The organism is Terriglobia bacterium (assembly GCA_020072815.1).
Taxonomy (GTDB): domain Bacteria; phylum Acidobacteriota; class Terriglobia; order Terriglobales; family Acidobacteriaceae; genus Angelobacter.
Genome location: JAIQGE010000001.1, coordinates 237,573 through 254,125, shown reverse-complemented (window position 1 = coordinate 254,125; position 16,553 = coordinate 237,573). Strand labels below are relative to the sequence as shown.

Annotated in this window: 14 protein-coding genes; 7 read left to right on the top strand and 7 right to left on the bottom strand. The window is 59.5% G+C overall.

Translation table 11 applies throughout. The features are described 5' to 3' along the window. Nucleotides 1-187: 187 nt before the first annotated feature. Together dinB and LAO20_01050 are read left to right on the top strand one after the other, a co-directional pair. Nucleotides 188-1,420, top strand: a complete 1,233-nt coding sequence (gene dinB, locus LAO20_01055) for a DNA polymerase IV (GenBank protein ID MBZ5529993.1) — start codon at nucleotides 188-190, stop codon at nucleotides 1,418-1,420. A 295-nt stretch (nucleotides 1,421-1,715) separates the two neighbouring features. Then, the gene (locus LAO20_01050) at nucleotides 1,716-4,331 is read left to right on the top strand and encodes a PAS domain S-box protein (protein ID MBZ5529992.1); all 2,616 of its coding nucleotides are present in this window, start codon (nucleotides 1,716-1,718) and stop codon (nucleotides 4,329-4,331) included. A 12-nt stretch (nucleotides 4,332-4,343) separates the two neighbouring features. On the opposite strand, the gene LAO20_01045 is transcribed toward LAO20_01050, so the two are convergent. Together LAO20_01045 and LAO20_01040 are read right to left on the bottom strand one after the other, a co-directional pair. Continuing rightward, nucleotides 4,344-7,505: a multidrug efflux RND transporter permease subunit gene (locus tag LAO20_01045; GenBank protein ID MBZ5529991.1), complete on the bottom strand. Its 3,162-nt coding sequence runs from the start codon at nucleotides 7,503-7,505 to the stop codon at nucleotides 4,344-4,346. A 216-nt stretch (nucleotides 7,506-7,721) separates the two neighbouring features. Continuing rightward, the gene (locus LAO20_01040; GenBank protein ID MBZ5529990.1) at nucleotides 7,722-8,807 is read right to left on the bottom strand and encodes an efflux RND transporter periplasmic adaptor subunit; all 1,086 of its coding nucleotides are present in this window, start codon (nucleotides 8,805-8,807) and stop codon (nucleotides 7,722-7,724) included. A gap of 302 nt (nucleotides 8,808-9,109) precedes the next feature. On the opposite strand from LAO20_01040, the gene LAO20_01035 reads away from it, so the two are divergent. Beyond that, complete coding sequence (locus tag LAO20_01035; protein ID MBZ5529989.1) at nucleotides 9,110-9,658, top strand: hypothetical protein; 549 nt, start codon at nucleotides 9,110-9,112, stop codon at nucleotides 9,656-9,658. Between the two features lie 409 nt (nucleotides 9,659-10,067). Here LAO20_01035 and LAO20_01030 read toward each other — a convergent pair whose 3' ends face one another. The 3 genes from LAO20_01030 to LAO20_01020 all read right to left on the bottom strand — a co-directional run bounded on the left by LAO20_01030 (nucleotide 10,068) and on the right by LAO20_01020 (nucleotide 11,744). Then, nucleotides 10,068-10,751 (bottom strand): TetR family transcriptional regulator, encoded by a 684-nt coding sequence (locus LAO20_01030; protein MBZ5529988.1) that lies wholly within the window; start codon nucleotides 10,749-10,751, stop codon nucleotides 10,068-10,070. Nucleotides 10,752-10,759: 8 nt separating this feature from the next. Beyond that, on the bottom strand, nucleotides 10,760-11,206 hold the full coding sequence (locus LAO20_01025; protein ID MBZ5529987.1) for a DCC1-like thiol-disulfide oxidoreductase family protein: 447 nt from the start codon (nucleotides 11,204-11,206) through the stop codon (nucleotides 10,760-10,762). 91 nt (nucleotides 11,207-11,297) lie between these two features. Continuing rightward, entirely contained in the window at nucleotides 11,298-11,744 is a 447-nt protein-coding gene (locus LAO20_01020; protein MBZ5529986.1) for a hypothetical protein, read from the bottom strand. A gap of 164 nt (nucleotides 11,745-11,908) precedes the next feature. On the opposite strand from LAO20_01020, the gene LAO20_01015 reads away from it, so the two are divergent. From LAO20_01015 to LAO20_01005, 3 genes are all read left to right on the top strand, one after another. Next, on the top strand, nucleotides 11,909-12,151 hold the full coding sequence (locus LAO20_01015; protein MBZ5529985.1) for a hypothetical protein: 243 nt from the start codon (nucleotides 11,909-11,911) through the stop codon (nucleotides 12,149-12,151). Beyond that, nucleotides 12,148-12,576: a type II toxin-antitoxin system VapC family toxin gene (locus LAO20_01010; GenBank protein ID MBZ5529984.1), complete on the top strand. Its 429-nt coding sequence runs from the start codon at nucleotides 12,148-12,150 to the stop codon at nucleotides 12,574-12,576. The genes LAO20_01015 and LAO20_01010 overlap by 4 nt, the downstream gene beginning before the upstream one ends. A 142-nt stretch (nucleotides 12,577-12,718) precedes the next feature. Beyond that, a complete protein-coding gene (locus LAO20_01005; GenBank protein MBZ5529983.1) occupies nucleotides 12,719-13,948 on the top strand; it encodes a VWA domain-containing protein in 1,230 nt (409 codons plus the stop codon). Between the two features lie 57 nt (nucleotides 13,949-14,005). On the opposite strand, the gene LAO20_01000 is transcribed toward LAO20_01005, so the two are convergent. Next, nucleotides 14,006-14,305 carry a hypothetical protein gene (locus LAO20_01000; protein ID MBZ5529982.1) on the bottom strand — a complete coding sequence of 100 codons (300 nt, stop codon included), beginning with the start codon at nucleotides 14,303-14,305 and terminating at the stop codon, nucleotides 14,006-14,008. A gap of 154 nt (nucleotides 14,306-14,459) precedes the next feature. On the opposite strand from LAO20_01000, the gene LAO20_00995 reads away from it, so the two are divergent. After that, nucleotides 14,460-15,527 carry an NADH:flavin oxidoreductase/NADH oxidase gene (locus LAO20_00995; GenBank protein MBZ5529981.1) on the top strand — a complete coding sequence of 356 codons (1,068 nt, stop codon included), beginning with the start codon at nucleotides 14,460-14,462 and terminating at the stop codon, nucleotides 15,525-15,527. Nucleotides 15,528-15,567: 40 nt separating this feature from the next. Here the strand turns inward: LAO20_00995 and LAO20_00990 are convergent, their stop codons facing one another. After that, nucleotides 15,568-16,488, bottom strand: coding sequence for a hypothetical protein (locus tag LAO20_00990; GenBank protein MBZ5529980.1), 921 nt, complete (start codon nucleotides 16,486-16,488; stop codon nucleotides 15,568-15,570). Between the last annotated feature and the right edge of the window lie 65 nt (nucleotides 16,489-16,553).

The window sequence follows — 16,553 nt, the reverse complement described above, 5'->3', positions numbered from 1 at the left end:
GACGAGGTCGGCGACAACGGTGACAATCGGCGATCCTGATACCCAGGAGGTTCATGCGGTTATGCACCGTTGAGTTCTTGCTAGAGATAGGGACCCCTCGCTGCCGCTCGGGGCTTCGGAGAAAGCAAACGTCTCCGCCCTTTCTTCTCCCCACCACTTTGCTGTACCCTTATCCTCAGGGTGCCTCTTGCAGCGGACCATCTTCCACCTCGACATGGACGCCTTCTACGTCTCCGTCGAAGAGCTGTCTGATCCGTCGCTGAAGGGCAAGGCCGTGGTCGTGGGCGGGCAGCGCGACGAGCGTGGCGTGGTCTCCGCTGCGTCCTATGAGGCCCGCAAATTCGGCGTGCATTCAGCCATGCCGCTGCGCACCGCCGCCAAGCTTTGTCCGCACGCCATTTTTCTTGACGGCCACATGGACCTCTACGTCGAGTACTCAAGAAAAGCCCGCGCCGTGCTGGAGGATTTTTCTCCCGCGGTGGAGATGGCGTCCATTGACGAAGCTTACGTGGACATGACCGGCACGGAAAAGCTCCACGGGCCGCCGCTCCAGGCCGCACACAAGCTCCATGCCGAGATGAAGCAGCGCACCGGGCTGAATTGTTCCATCGGCATCGGCTCATCGCGCCTGATGGCCAAGATCTTGTCCGACCAGGCCAAGCCCAACGGCATCCTTTATGTGTTGCCCGGACAGGAGCAGACTTTTCTTGCGCCGCTGGACGTAGGAAAAATCCCCGGCGTCGGCAAAGTAACCAAAGCGCGCCTCAATGACATGGGCATTCGGCTCATTGGCGACTTGCTGCGGGCAGAGCAACAAACGCTCGAGGAAAACTTTGGCAAGTGGGGCCTGGCGCTGGCCGGCAAAGCTCGCGGAGAAGATGCCGGTGGATGGTTTGAAGGAGAAGTGGGCGAAGACTGGAAGGCCAAGTCCATCAGCCACGAGCATACCTTCAACCAGGACACTGCCGACCTGGAGAAGCTGGAGTCTACCCTCTCCAAGCTATCGGAGATGGTAGGCCGCCGCCTTCGCGAACAAGGATTCATGGCCCGCACCATCCAGCTCAAGCTACGTTACTCGGACTTCACCACCATCACGCGCGCCCAGTCGCTGGCCAATTCCACTGCAGTGGACATGGAGATCTACGAAACCATTCGCAAGCTTTTCCTCGCCAACTGGACCATGGGCCGCGCCGTGCGACTGCTGGGCGTGCACGCGGGAAATTTTGACGACCGGCCGGAGCAGATTGACTTGCTCGACAGCGACAAGCACCGCAAGCGCACACAGGCGCTCTCCGCGTCTGATCGCCTGCGCGACAAGTACGGCGATTCCACCATCTTCCTGGCCAAAGGGATGGGCGGCACGTTCCGCGAACGCGTCCATGAAAACCCCGCGGAAAAAAAGAAGAAAGACCCCTCTTGAAGACGCAAGAACTTCGCCCACCAGCGTTCGTCACATAGCCAAGATTAGAGATGACATTAGAAAAAGCATTGGAAATCGGCGGCTTTTGGCGCTTATTGAAAACAGAAAAGTATTTATTTCTCGTTGGAAAAGGGCTTAAAAGGGCTTAAAGTTTCAGCCGATAAGCTTTTCAGGAGCGCTTCCAAAGCGCTTGCTGGTTGGCACGCTTTGCGCACGGTGTTTGCCCAGGAGGCTGTGCAGTTATCTGCAAGTTACGGATATGTCCCTCCGCTTTGAGGAAATCCTTGTCCTTGTCGTGATCAGTATCCAGGTGACGCTGTTCACCTGGACGTACCTGCGCGACCGCCAGGAGAAGTCCTTTCTCTGGCTGCTGGGCTGGATCGCCATCTTCATTCACTTTGCTATCCCGGTCATGAATGAGTGGATGCACTGGCCGCGCCCAGTGACCGATTGGATCAGAGTCACTACGCTGATCGCCGCCGCCACATGTTTCCTGCTCTCAGTTTCTGACGTTTTTCGCAACAAACGCCAGCGGGCGCTCTTTCTCCTACTCGTTGGTAGTAACTCCATTCTGTATCTCACGGGACTGGTACTGAACTTCGGGCCCAGGTGGCTTTACCTTGCGCTGTTGATTTCCAGCGTCGCTACAGGTCTGTTTCAAACTATCCGCCATTACGGATTCAAGAGCCTTTACTTCTACGCGATGTCCATCCTGTTGTTGCCTTACGCAGGTTGGGCCATGGTGCGAGTCAGCCGTGGCGATCTGGATCAGGGGCTGAACTACTATCTTTTTGGATTGTTCATGGCAGCCGGAATGACCTACCTTCGGCATTTCCGGCGCTTCACTCCAGGCGTGATCTTCACTTCCATCTCTTTCGTGATGTGGGGGCTGGTCTTTCCGGTTTCAAGTCTTCTGCTGGCGCGCGGGGCCGGTCCGGCGGAGGCCAGTTTCTTCTGGGACATACCCAAGGTCTTTGTGGCTTTCGGAATGATCCTCACGCTGTATGAGAACCAGGGGGCGGTCTCCAACTCCGTGGCCGGCAAGTATCGCGTGCTGTTTGAAGGCAACCTGGCTGCGGTCTATGTCTCGACTTTCAGCGGCCAGTTGCTGGACTGCAACAGCGCGTTCCTGAAGATGTACGGATTCAGGTCCAAGGAGGAAGCGCTGGCCGACTCCTGGGTTTCGATCTGCCCGGATGCCGGGGAGCGGCGCGCGTTTCTCGACGAACTCAGCCTGCACGGGCGCGTGGTCAACCACGAATGCCGCCATAGTCGAAAAGACGGCACGCATGTGTGGATCCTGGAGCGGGCCACCACGGTGGTGGACCCTTCCGGGCAGCGGGTGATTGAAGGCACGGCCATTGACATTACCGAACGCAAGCAGGCTGAGATCGCGCTCAAGGAGTCCGAGCAGCGGTTTGCCACGGTTTTTCGCGAGAGCCCGGTCGCTTGCGGGATTGTTTCGCTGGATGGCGTATTCCTCAGCGTCAATGAGGCGTTCTTGCGGGTCATGGCCATGAGCGCCGACCAGGTGATCGGCAAGACCGGCGTGCAACTGGGCTTCTGGAAGTCCCAGGAAGAGCGCGATGCTTTTTTCAACAGGCATCTCCAGAGCGGCGGCGCGGTGCAAAACCTGCCACTGGAATTCAAAGACGCCTTGGGCAACGAGCATGTGGTCTTGTATTGCGCCTCGGTGGTCAGCATCGGGGAACGAAACTGCATCTTTGGCATGATGCTGGACCAGACCGAAAAGAGCCAGCTGGAAGCCAAGTTCCTCCAGGCGCAGAAAATGGAAGCGCTCGGACGTCTGGCCGGCGGCGTGGCCCACGATTTCAACAACCTGCTGGGGATCATCGGCGGCTATGCTGAGCTGCTGGAAGGCAAGCTGGGCCACGACGAGACTTACCGCCGTTATTGTTCCAAAATCATTGATACCACGCAGCGGGCCAGCGGCCTGACCCGCCAGTTGCTTACCTTCAGCCGCAAAGAGATTGTCCGGCCTACGCCGCTGCGTGCGGACCACGCCGTCCGTGAGCTGGCCGTCATCCTTCCCCGGCTTATCGGGGAGGACGTTGAACTGGTGCTGGACCTGCGTTCGGAAGGCACAGTGATCATGGACCGGACCCACTTCGAGCAAATCATCCTGAATGTGGTCATCAACGCACGCGACGCCATGCCCGGCGGCGGCAGGTTGATCATTGAGACCGAGGACGCCCTACGTCAAGTTCCGCTGCTTTCCACGGACATCGCCGTGCGCAGCTTCGTCGTACTGCGCATTCGCGATAACGGCGTCGGCATGGATGAAAGGACACGCTCCCACGCCTTTGAGCCGTTCTTCACCACCAAAGAGGTTGGGCGCGGCACCGGTCTGGGCCTGGCCACCGTGTATGGAATCGTTCAGCAGTGCCGCGGAGAAATCAGCCTTGATTCCCAGCCCGGACAAGGCACGCAGGTCAGCATCTTTCTGCCTTCCGTCGCCGGGACGGAGGCGCAGGTGCTGGAGACCACGCGCCGCGAACTCAGCCACGGCGCCGGCAGCATCCTGCTGGTGGAAGATGAACCTGATTTGCGAAACGCCAATGCTGAGTTTCTTGCTTCCATTGGTTATTCCGTCATCTCCGCCGGCAACGGCCCGGAAGCCCTGGACATGGCCCGCAACCTGGGCAACATTGATCTGGTCATCAGTGACGTGGTCATGCCCAAGATGAGCGGGCGCGAATTCGCTGATCGCCTGCTCCAGGTGCATCCCAACACCAAGCTGCTCTTTGTTTCCGGCTACGCCGACGATGTCGTCCTGCAAACCGGACTGGCCATCCAGGAGACGCCGTTCCTGCAGAAGCCTTATTCCCTGCGCCAGCTCGGCAATAAAGTGCAGGAACTGCTGTCCATACCGAGCCGGGCAGACGACTAGAACCTCCCTTGCTTAGGACGCTTCCTGAGCCAGACTCGGCGTTTCGTCCAGTGCCTTGACCTTCATCGGCAGCCAGCCGCGCACCACGATGTACAGCACGGGAATGATGACCACGTTCAGGAACGTGGAGACGATCATCCCGCCGAACACCGTGACTCCCACGGAGTTCCTGCCGGCCGCGCCGGAGCCGGTGGCAAACACCAGCGGCAGCACTCCCAGGATGAACGCGACGGAGGTCATCAGGATGGGCCGCAAGCGCAGGCGCGCGGCTTCAATCGCCGACTCCACCAGTCCCATCCCGCGATGCTGAAGTTGCTCGGCGAATTCCACAATCAGAATGGCGTTCTTGCTGGCCAGGCCGATCAGCATGACCAGCCCAATCTGGCAGTAAACGTCATTTTGCAGGCCGTGGCCAAACCAGGCTGCGTACAACGGCGACCCCAGCATCACCGCGCCCAGCGCGCCCAGCATGGCCATGGGCACGGCCAGCAGAATAATGAATGGCAGCACAAAGCTCTCATACTGCGCGGACAAGGTCAGATACACCACCAGCAGGCCCAAGCCAAAGAGCATCAGTGACTGCCCGCGGGAATTGATCTCTTCCAGGGAAATTCCCGTCCACTCGTACTGGTAGCCGCCTGGCAAGGCTTCTTTGGCCACTTCTTCCATGGCCTTGATGGCCTGACCGGAGCTGTAGCCGGGCGCCGCGCTGCCGTCAATTTCCACGCTGCGAAACATGTTGTAGTGGTTGATCAGGCTGGCGTTGGTGCCTTCTTTCACCGTGACCAGGTTGTCCAGTGAGATCATGCGGCCATCGTCGGAGCGCACGTAGTACTGGCGCAGGTCGCGAGGCTTGGAGCGGAACGCCTGGTCGGCCTGCACCATCACGCGGTAGCTGCGGTTGTTGAAGTCAAAATCGTTGACGTATTCTGACCCCACGTAAATCTGCAGCGCTGAGGTGATCTGCGAAAAAGGCACATTCAGGCTCTTGGCTTTTTCCCGGTCAATCTCCACCACGAACTGCGGATCGCGCGCGGTGAACGGGCTGTACATTCCGGTGAGTTCCTTGCGCTGGCGGGCCTTGGCCAGAAAGGCTCCCACCGTGCTTTCCAGTTCATCCAGGCTGCCGCCGCCGGTCTGCTGGAGTTCGAAGGCAAACCCGCCGAACGTTCCCAGTCCAAAGATGGCAGGCGGCGCAAACGGAGTGACCATGGCTTCTGAAATGCCCATCAACGGCCCGCGCAAGCCTTCCACCACCGCGGACACCGTGTGCTCCTTGCCGCTGCGCTCTTTGATGTCTTTGAGGCTCACAAACATCAATCCCTGGTTGGAAGCCGAGCCGCTAAAGCCAAATCCTGGGACGGCAAACATGCCGGCCACGTCCTTGTTGTTGTTGATGATGTCGGTGGCCTTGTCCAGCACCCTGGTGGTGTACTGCAAGGACGCTCCTGGCGGCGCTTGCACCACCACGAAGAAGTATCCCGAATCTTCCGCCGGGATAAAGCTGGTTGGGACTTTGTTGTAGACGTAACCTGTCGCGACGAGCGTCAGCACGAAAACCACAACCACCGCCGGTTTCCACCCGGCCAGCCAGTGCAGAAAAGTTCCATACACCGCAGTGCCGCTGCGAATGAGACGGTTGATGGCCGCAAACATTCCCTTGGGCGTTTCGCGATGTTTGAGCAGCACCGCGGCCAGCGCTGGCGACAGCGTCAGCGCGTTGAAGGCCGAAATGGCGATGGAGAAGGCAATCGTCAGCGCGAACTGCTGGTAGAGCCGCCCCGTTGATCCGGGGAACAGTGATACCGGAACGAAAACGGCAATCAGCACCAGGGACGTGGCCACCACCGCGCCGGTCACCTCGCGCATGCCCGTCCTGGTGGCTTCACGCGGATCGTGCATGCCTTCTTCAATGTGGCGCTCCACGTTTTCAATGACCACGATGGCGTCGTCCACCACCAGTCCCGTGGCCAGCGTGATCCCGAACAGCGTCAGCGTGTTGATGGAAAATCCAAAAAGCTTGGCGAAGATGAACGTCCCGACCAGCGAAACCGGGATGGTAATGGCCGGAATCAGAGTGCTGCGCCAGCCCTGCAAGAACAGAAAGATGACGATGATGACGATGATGATGGCCGCCGCCAGCGTCTTGAGCACTTCCCGGATGGAGTCGGCCACGGCGCGCGTGGTGTCAAAGGCCACGGCGTATTTCAGTCCCGGAGGAAAGCGTTTGGCGAGGCGCGCCATCTCGGCTTGCACGTCGCGGTCCACGTCCAGCGCGTTGGCGTTGGAAAGCTGGATCACGCCCAGTCCCATGGCGTTCTTGCCGTTGTAGCGCAGCTGGCCGCCGTAGCTTTCCGCGCCTAGTTCAGCGCGGCCCACGTCGCGCAGCTCGACCAGCGTGCCGTCACCGGCCCGCTTCAGCACGATGTGGTCAAACTGTTTGGGATCGCTCAGCCGGCCCACGGCGCGCACGCTGATCTGGTAATCCTGGTTGTTGGGCGCCGGTTGCTGCCCCACTTGGCCGGCCGCCACTTGCACGTTCTGCTCGCGCAAGGCGTTGACCACGTCGGCCGCCGTCAGGTTGCGTGCCGCCAGCCTTACCGGGTCCAGCCACAGCCGCATCGAGTACTTGCGCTCCCCGAAAATGAGGATGTTGCCCACGCCTTTCACCCGCTTCAGGGCGTCGCGCACGTACACGTCAAGATAATTGCTGATGAACAGGTTGTCGTACTGGTCATTGTCAGAATAGAAGCCGAACGCGCAGACAAACGAGCCGGAACTCTTGTTGATGCCCACGCCCGTGGTCTGCACTTCGATGGGCAAGCGGCCCAGCGCCGTGGAAGCGCGGTTCTGCACGTCCACGGCGGCGATGTCCAGGTTGCGTTCCAGGTCAAATACCACGTTCACTGCAGCTGAGCCGTCATTGCCGCTGGTGGAAGTCATGTAGCGCATGCCTTCCGCGCCGTTCAGCGCCTGCTCGAGCAATCCGGTCACGCTGGTTTCCACCGCCTGGGAGTTCGCGCCGGTATAAAAGGCGCTGACGGTCACCGTGGGCGGCGTCAGGTTGGGATACTGCGCGATGGGCAGCGTGGGAATAGACACGGCCCCAGCCAGAACAATCAGCATGGAGCAAACAGTGGCGAATACCGGCCTGCGAATGAAAAAATTGACCATGGGGGATAATTCCTACCGCGGATGAACGCGGACTAGCGCGGATCAGACAAAGCTTAGCCAGCGCTCATGCGCGATGCAATCCTCACAAATGCCTTCTCTGCCGCGAAGGCCCGGCTAGAGTACGAATTCAAGCCCGCCTTTGTGTTCTTTCGTGCCCTTTGTGGTTAAGGTCTTTGCGTTCTCTGTGTTCCTCTGTGACCTCTGTGGTAAAGAGGTTTACGATCCCGGAATCACCGGCATGCCGTCCGCCAGCATTTGCACGCCGCTGACAATCACTTTTTCGCCGGGCTGGATTCCCTCCAGCACAACGTAATCATTGCCAATCAGGTCGCCCACCTGGATCAATCTCTGCTTGGCGACGGCCTGCTGTCCCGTGCCTTCAGCCACAAAAGCAAAAAGCTTTCCGCTCAGCCGCGAGACGGCCGTGACCGGGATCATCGGAAGCTTGCGCTCTGACCACACCACACGAGCGTGCACTTGCTGGGCGTTGCGGAGTTTCATTCCGGCGTTGGCCACCAGGGCCTTCACCAGCAGCGTTTGCGAATCGGGGTCCACGCGCGGCGAGACAAAGGACACCCGCGTGCGCGTCACCGGCTGGCCGATTTCATCCAGTAGATCCACCGGCATGCCCACGCGTATGTCGCGCGACTTCTCCGCCGGAACGTAAAGGTAGGCTTCCAGTTGGCCGCCCATATCCAGCGTGGTGAGCTGCGTCGCGTTGGTGACGTGGTCGCCCACGCGTACCGGGATGTCGCCAACCACGCCCGCCGTGGGCGCGTTCACCGTGTAGTAGCGCAGTTGGACCCGCTGCTCGCGGATGCTGGCTTCCAGCGCTTCGGCGTCGGCCTTGGAAGAGTCATACACCGACTGCGCCTGGTCCAGATCAGCCTTGGCGATCACTCCCGCTGCAAATAGCTTCTTCTTGCGCTCCAGGTCAATGCGGTTCTGTTCCATGGTGGCCAGCTTGGACTTGTGCGCTGCCTCCTGGTTGTTGACCGTGGCCTGCTGTTTGCGTGGATCAATTTCCAGCAGCGGCGCGCCAGCCGCCACGTGGTCGCCGGAATGGACAAAGATGCGGGTCACGTCGCCTTCCACCTGCGGTTGCAGTACTGCGGAGTTGCGCGACTTCAACGTGGCCAGATAATCAGTGGACTGCGGGACCAGTTGCGCCTGCACCGTGATGACTTTTACCGGAAACGCCGGCATCCCCGCCGGCTTGTCCGCGGAAGCCTTGTTGCCGCAGCCGGTGGCCGCGAATGCAATCAGAAGCGGGGCGACGGTGCTGAAGATAAGTCTAGGCATGGGGGTCAGATCTTTTATGTTAACTAACACTTATGTTAACTAAGATTGGAGTTGTCCGGCAACGCAACGGATGCAATGTTGTTTCGGCCGGCTGTCACCTCTTAAGGCGTTCTCGCTTGGCCTAATTGTTGGACGTGATGGCGCCAAATCCGTATTCAAGCAATCCTTCCAAATCAATGTGGCTCAGACCTAAGGTTTCCGCTTTTTGACTTCCGATGACGGCGATGGCGGCGATGGCGGCGATCACGGCGATCACGGCGATCTTGCCCGTCCTGCGCAGGTATCATTTACCAATCAGGCCCATGCAGATTCCCGAAATCCACTGGCAACCGCTCCCGCGCCGCTATTTTGTCGCCTGGGAGGTCTTCTACGCTTTCCTTCTGATCTTTCTGGCTTTCAACTTTGGCCAGCTCACGCTGCTCGACAACGTGCACCTGGTTACGCATGAAGCCGGGCATCTGCTGTTTGGCTGGTTCGGCGAAACACTGGGCCTGTGGGGCGGAACAATTTTTCAATTGTTGGTACCGGCGCTGCTGGCCGCGGGGTTCGTCGCGCGAAAAGAACTTCCAGGAACCGTCTTCTGCGTGTTTGCCTTCTTCCACAGCCTGACCGGCGTGGCCACTTACATGGCGGACGCGCTTCGGCTGGAGCTTCCTCTGGTGACCGTCGGCGCCATCGCCGACGAGTCCCAGCATGACTGGCTGCGCATCTTCACCCAACTCGGCGTGCTGCCGCATGCCATTCAAATCGGCAACGCCACGCGGCTCGTCGCCTGGTGCGGCATGCTGGGAACATTAGCCTGGTTCAGCTGGAGATGGTACCAGCAGGGCAGGGAAGAAGAGATTTCCTAGCCTGCGGTGGAGCCTTCTGTCGGCCGTTGCGATCGGCGCCCTTGCTTAAGTCGTACCGTAACCCACGCGACTCCATCGTAGATCGCCGCGTTGACAAGCGGTACCAAGGACCAGTGCAATTCGAGACGCAGAAGAAAGATCGGCGGGCAAGTTATGAACATGACGCCATACCAGAATGGCGAGAGCTTCACACCGTAGTGCATTACCCCAATCGCTCTGATCCAAAAGAAGGCGACTCCAACTCCAGCGATTGCGGCAACTGTTGAGACGATTCTGTGCATTTTACTCCGCAGACCCAGCGCCGGAGGCGCGAAATGAGTTAGCCCAGGCTGGAAGGCCTGGGTAGGCTGCGTCCCAGACAGTGAGCCCCGTAGGGGCGACACAAAAACTTGCTCGTCGCATTTCGAATCTACACCGCCATCGTTTCCACCAGCTCCAGCATCATCTTCCGCAGCGGCTTCATCAGCGGCAAGGACGATATCCGCAGCAAATTCACTACCAGGTTCAAACTCTTGTCCATTAGTTTCTCCGTGCGCTGCTGGCGGGGCGAGCGATCATACAGCCAGAACAAAATCAGTCCCATCTGGTACAGCCACAGCAGGAAGGGAAGCTGCGGCTTGAGGTCCGCGGGGACCTTGATTTCACTGCCGTCCACGGCTTCGCGCAGATGTTCGATGGCGCGCTCGCGGATGGGACGCGTCTCCGCGCTGAAGGGCGAAAGCGGGTCGCTCGAGTCCGGCGCGTGGCGGAACAGCGCGTCACAGAACTTGCGATTGGGCATCAGCGAGTCAAAGCGTTTTTCAAACACGCAGCGCAGCCGTTCCTTGAGCTTCTTATGCGCACCCATGGCTTGCAAAATGGATTCGTGGCTGGACTCCTGCAAATCCTGGTAAAAAGCCAGGACAATGCCTTCCTTCGCGGAGAAGTAATAGTAGGCGGCGCCCAGCGCGACTTCCGCTTTGGCGGCGATGTCCCGCATGGTGGTCTGTTCAAAGCCTTTTTCGCGGAACATCTCCAGTGCGGCCTCGTAAATGCGGCGACGCGTATCTTCCGCGCGCGGCGTAGGACGGATTTTCATCGGTGTCGTGGTCATAGAGGTACTCATTGTAAGAAGTCGGAAACGGTCCCTTCGCGAATCTCGCAGGGCGGCAAGGTCACCTTCCGCAACTGCAAAGCCGTTTCTTCCGGAGTGTATTTCAGCCAGCGCGAAATCGCGTGCCGGTTCCGGGAGATGGCCTCAAAGGCCTGCCGGACAAACGGCAGCAGCAGCGGGTGCGCCAGCCGGCAGGCCCAATCACGATACTCTTCCAGCGCGTACAGCGCCATGATCCAGGCCGAGTTGTTCATGTACACCTGGCCTTCATCGCTGATCACTACCAGGTCGTTGCAGGTGGCAATCTGGTCCAGGTCTGGGAACAGCTTTTTGGCTTTCTCCGAACCGGCGGGGACCATGCTCAGCCCCAGCCACTGCTTTTGTATCAGCAGCCAGTCTTTCAGCCGTTCGCACAACTCGCATTTGGGATCATAAAGCACGTAGAGCATTTCCATATTCATCTCCTTCTTGGGTGGCGATGGTGGCTTTTCCCCTGGGGGAGGGCAGTCCGCGATGGGTCCGCACTTCGCCGGACCGGCCACTCGGTTATCGCGTCGCGGGAAGCGGCGGCGGCGGGACGCTGATTCTAAGAGTTGCGTCCGGGGCCACCGGCGGGCGACGCGGCGCGTGGTCGCGGGCCTTGCCGCGAATCACCGAGAAGATCACCAGGTTGAAGAAGTGCATCGCGCCCAGCACCAGCAGCACAACGCCCAGCTTGTCGCCTAGCATCTCAAAGGCCGCGCGCGAATTGGTGATCACGCCTTCGGTCTTCATCGCCAGGGACACAAAGCCGATGTTGATCAGGTAAAAGCCGACCACCAGCAGGTGGTTGACCGAGCCGGCAAGTTCCGCGTTGCCGTGGAAGGCGTCCACCAGGAAGATGGCGCCGCGCTTGTGCAGCGTCCGCGCCACCCAGATGGTCGGCACGACGCTGATCAGGATGTAGACGAGGTAAGCAATCACGATGGTGGGCAATTGGTTCAGGTAATACATAGTTCCTCCTTTATGATTTGGCGCCGTTTTGCTTAACTGAACATGTTCAAAATAACGCGACAATGCAACGGATGTCAAGAATTATTTTGAACGCGTTCAATACTTTAAAAATCAACGAGTTCAACATGGAAGAATTATGTATGTGATGCTATAATGTGTCACAAATGAAGAAAGCGTCCATCCGCGACCTCCGCTACGGCTTCGCCAAGATTGAACGCCTGCTGAAACAGGGAGAAGAAGTTCAAATCACCAGGCGCCGGCGAGTCATCGCCCGGCTGGTGCCGGAGGGCGAAGGGGGGCCGGTGAGAACCCCTGACTTTCTGGCGCGTTTGCGGACGATCTATGGCGATCAAGTGCTGGCTGTCAGCGGGGCAGAACTGGTGGCCAAGGACCGGAACCGCTATTGAAGATCTACGTGGACACCAGTTTCCTCGTATCCTTGTACAGCCCGGACGCCAATTCCGCGGCTGCTGCGGGCGTCATGCAAGCTTCCAAAGGTCAACATCTGGTCTCCACATTGGGCGAACTGGAAGTGGTTAACGCTTTGCAGCTTCGTGTCTTTCGCAAAGAGCTCTCTCCCGCGCAGGCCCGCGCGGCGTTAGTTGCGTTCGAAAGCGACCTCCAGAGCCACGTTTTCCAGCTCGTCGCACTGCCGGAGCATGCTTTCGACCGCGCGCGCCAGTTGTCCCTCCGGACCACTGCTAAGCTCGGCACTCGGACGGCGGATTTGTTGCACATAGCGCCTGCGATGGAGTTGGGGGCAGAGGTGCTTTACAGTTTCGATCTGCAACAGAGAAAGCTGGCCCAGACACTCCAACTGAAGCTCAACTAAACCTTGCGGTTCTGCGCGGCCCCAAAGCCTGCCACCTTTTACAACTTCTTTACCTCAAAGCCTTTCGCGCATGTGTTTTCATGCTTCTTACATGCCTAGGAGCTGGCCCAAGCCGGGCAGCCTGCAGAGAGCAGCTACCAAAATGCGGACCCATAAGAATCTTCTCTCCCATCCTGCGCGGGAAGCCGTTGCGCTTGTGTTCATGTTCGCGGCGCTGTGTGCCGTGCCCTTGCTTTGCCAACAATCAACGCCTGCGCAGCAGCCAAAGCCGGGGCAGCAGACATCGCCCAACCAGCAGCCCACGCCCGTCCCGCAAACGACGCCCGCTCCGGCGCCAGCTTCGGCTCCGCAGACGGATGATAAGCCCTCGTTTTCCGTGCAGGTGAAAGTGGTGAACGTTCCAGCCACGGTTCGCGACAAGCACGGCAAGATCGTGAGCGACTTGACTAAAGATGATTTCGTGCTGGAAGAAGACGGGCGTCCGCAGGTCATCCACTACTTCTCCCGGGAAAGCGATCTTCCTCTCACCCTTGGCCTGCTGGTGGACACCAGCTTCAGCCAGCGGCGGGTACTGGAGAAGGAACGCAGCGCCAGCTACACCTTCCTCGACCGGATGGTACATCAGGAGAAGGACGCGGCGTTCATCATCCACTTTGATCACGAAGTGGAGTTGCTGCAGGACCTCACCAACTCGCATCAGAAGCTGCAGGTTGCGCTCAATTCATTGCAAGTCGGGCGGCCCAGTGACAGCAGTAGCAGCAGTGGCGGCAGCGGAGGCGGACCGCCTTCCGGCTATCCCGGTGGCCGCGGCGGCGGGACAAGAAGAGTCAGCTTTGGCCATGGCACGCTACTTTACGATGCCGTCTATCTCGCTTCCGACGAACTGATGAAGAAGCAGCAAGGCCGCAAGGCGGTCATCATTCTTTCCGATGGCGTGGACCGTGGCAGCAAAGTGTCGCTGGGATCGGCGATTGAAGCGGCCCAGCGCTCTGACACCATTGTGTATTCCATCTTGTACAAAGATGATGAAGACTACGGCAATCGCGACCGCGGTTTCGGCGGCGGCATGGGACGCCGCGGTCCTTACGGTGGCGGCGGTGGTCGCCGCAGATATCCTCAAGAGGAGCGTCCGGACGGCAAAAAGATATTGGAGCGTATCTCCAAGGAGACCGGCGGACGTTTGTTTGAAGTTTCCGGCAGGCATCCGGTGGACAAGATCTTCAGCCAGATCGAAGAAGAACTGCGCGGCCAGTACAGCCTGGGGTACACCTCAGACCGTGCGGAACTCGCGGGATATCACAAGATCCACCTGCAGGTGAAACAGAAGGATATGACCGTACAGAGCCGGGACGGATACTACGCGGACCACTGATCTTTTTTAGGGGAAAATCTTTTCAGGAAGAATCTTCTTAGAAACGCCAAGCCCCACTCAGAAGCGCAGGTATTTGCCCAGCACGGCCACGACTACGCCCAGGCCAATGAGGACGACTGGACCGCGATTGGTCTCCAGGATGTTGACCACGTCCCCGCCCTGGGTCACCAACCACGTGCCCCAGAACATTCCGCCGGCTATGCAGGCTATGCCCAGATAGCGCAGAATGGGGCTTCCGGGATCTCTCTTCGGCGGGCGTGGCGGGCGGAAAGCGCCGCGGTCCTCATATCCTTCGCGCGAGCCGGTACCCCAGTCGTCCTTAAACTCCTTGTACTTCGGTGGTACGGGATACCGCATAGCGCAAATTTGCCTCATTTGCCGGCCTGAATTCAACCGACAAAAAACCTTAGAAGGTGTTTCGGCGGGTTCCGGTTGCATCCCGCGCGGAAATTCGGGTTAGAAGCCGGAACCGTTACAATGGACATTCTGTATTTCCACTCATTTTTCAACTATGGCCCACCTATTTGAACCGCTCCGTATGCGCGGCGTGGAATTGCCGCACCGCATCCTGGTTTCGCCCATGTGCCAGTATTCCTGCACCGATGGCCTGGCCAACGAGTGGCACCTTGTACATTTGGGAACACGCGCCGTAGGACGCGCCGCCGCGGTGCTGACGGAAGCCAACGCTGTGACTCCCGACGGCCGAATCAGCCCTGACGATCTGGGTATCTGGAGTGACGCCCACGTGGAACCGCTGCGCCGCGTGTTTTCCTTCGTCGAAAAGCAAGGCTCCGTGCCCGGCACGCAACTGGCGCACGCCGGCAGGAAAGGCAGCACCAGCGCGCCCTTCAAGGGCGGCAAACCGATTTCACCCCAGGAAGGCGGATGGTCGCCCATTTTGGCCCCGAGTCCTCTGCCCTTTGCCGATGGCTATCAAACGCCGCAGGAGATGAGCCGGGAGCAGATCGCCGCCGTCGTCCAGGCTTTTGCCGATGCAGCGCGCCGGGCGGAAGCTGCCGGAGCCAGGATCGTAGAACTGCATGCCGCCCACGGGTACTTGCTGCACTCGTTCCTTTCGCCGCTCAGCAACCGCCGCAAAGACGAGTACGGCGGTCCTTTGCAAAACCGCATGCGGGTGGTGGTTGAGGTTGTGGATGCCGTCCGGCGCGTGTGGCCGGAAAAGTATCCGCTGTTCCTGCGCATCTCCGTCTCGGATTGGACGGAAGGCGGCTGGACGCCGGAGGATTCCATCACCCTGGCGCAAACCCTGAAGGGCCGCGGCGTGGACTTGTTTGATTGTTCCTCAGGAGGCAATGTGGCCGGCGCCAGAATTCCGGTTGGTCCCGGCTACCAGGTGGCCTTCGCTCAACGCGTGCGGCAGGAAGCCGGAGTGCTCACCGGGGCCGTGGGCATGATCACTGATCCTGCTCAGGCCGACCAGATTATCCGCACCGGCCAGGCTGACGTGGTGTTTCTGGCGCGCCAGTTTCTGCGCGACCCTTACTGGCCGCTGACCGCGGCGCGCGCTCTGGGCCAGGACATCCAGTGGCCGCCGCAGTACGATCGCGCGAAGAAGTGAATGCTTAGCAGGCCCAAAAAACTGCCCAGAACGCACCGGATCAATGCCCCGCGCCCGCGGCCGGCTGATCGAGCTTGGCCATCTCCTGGACGAACAGCGGATTGTTGGGAAACTGGTTGTGGAGCGCGCTGAGACGCTTGCGCGCGGACGTTGTATTTTTGTGGCGCAGGTCGTCAAAAGATAGCAATATCTGGGCGAACGAGGCCAGATAGTGGCCGTGGTCGGCCACCAGGCCCAGTTCGCGCACTCCTTCCGCCTGGTCGCCTTTGAGCCCGCCCAGGCGCAGCATCCAGCGCACCGGAGCCGCTTTGCCGCCGATGATGTACTTGCCCATGCCGGTGGCGATGTGGGCGTCATAATACTCGGGGGCGCGCGCCAGCAGTCGCTCGGCGAAACCTTCGGCGGCCTTGGTGTAGGAAAGCGCCGCCAGGTTCTTCTTGCTGATGAGCGCGGCGTCGTCGGCGCGCAGGCCGTTCACCATGGTCAGGACGAACAGCGCTTTCTCGTCATTTTTGTCGCGGTCCAGGCGCTTCTGCGCAATCTTCTCCGCGGCGCTGGCAGCCTCGTCAAACTGTTTCTTTGACGCTGCGTCCCAAGTCTGGACGGGACGCGCGTCAAATTTCTCGTCGGAAGCGAACATCTCGCTGGTCAGGATGTGCAAGCGGTTGAATTCCCGGAACAGCACGGCGCAGGCCTGGGCCATCCACGGCGTGGGATCTTGCGCGTCCAATGCCTTGGCTTCTTCTGTCTTCCGCAGAGCGGCATCAAATTCCAGGTTGTACATGTCGCGGAAGGCCAGTTCCAGGGCCGGCTCCACGCTGGGCCGGGCCAGGACGCTCGCCACCTGGTGAGTTGGCGTCTCCTTCTGCGCGACGGCGCTCACCGCTACGCAGCACGGCAACGCTGCCAGCAGAAGGCACGCCAGAATCAATGTTCGACTGTGCGGCTTGGCGGAGCTCAAATCCAGTTCACCCCAATCCTATTGTGAGAATGCAGCATGATAGCCATAAAAAGGTTGGATGCAAC

Coding starts and splice junctions, on each gene's coding strand:
- LAO20_01045 (MBZ5529991.1), bottom strand. CDS start 7,505: ATGGTCAATTTTTTCATTCGCAGGCCGGTATTCGCCACTGTTTGCTCC.
- LAO20_01040 (MBZ5529990.1), bottom strand. CDS start 8,807: ATGCCTAGACTTATCTTCAGCACCGTCGCCCCGCTTCTGATTGCATTC.
- LAO20_01035 (MBZ5529989.1), top strand. CDS start 9,110: ATGCAGATTCCCGAAATCCACTGGCAACCGCTCCCGCGCCGCTATTTT.
- LAO20_01030 (MBZ5529988.1), bottom strand. CDS start 10,751: ATGACCACGACACCGATGAAAATCCGTCCTACGCCGCGCGCGGAAGAT.
- LAO20_01025 (MBZ5529987.1), bottom strand. CDS start 11,206: ATGGAAATGCTCTACGTGCTTTATGATCCCAAATGCGAGTTGTGCGAA.
- LAO20_01020 (MBZ5529986.1), bottom strand. CDS start 11,744: ATGTATTACCTGAACCAATTGCCCACCATCGTGATTGCTTACCTCGTC.
- LAO20_01015 (MBZ5529985.1), top strand. CDS start 11,909: ATGAAGAAAGCGTCCATCCGCGACCTCCGCTACGGCTTCGCCAAGATT.
- LAO20_01005 (MBZ5529983.1), top strand. CDS start 12,719: ATGCGGACCCATAAGAATCTTCTCTCCCATCCTGCGCGGGAAGCCGTT.
- LAO20_01000 (MBZ5529982.1), bottom strand. CDS start 14,305: ATGCGGTATCCCGTACCACCGAAGTACAAGGAGTTTAAGGACGACTGG.
- LAO20_00995 (MBZ5529981.1), top strand. CDS start 14,460: ATGGCCCACCTATTTGAACCGCTCCGTATGCGCGGCGTGGAATTGCCG.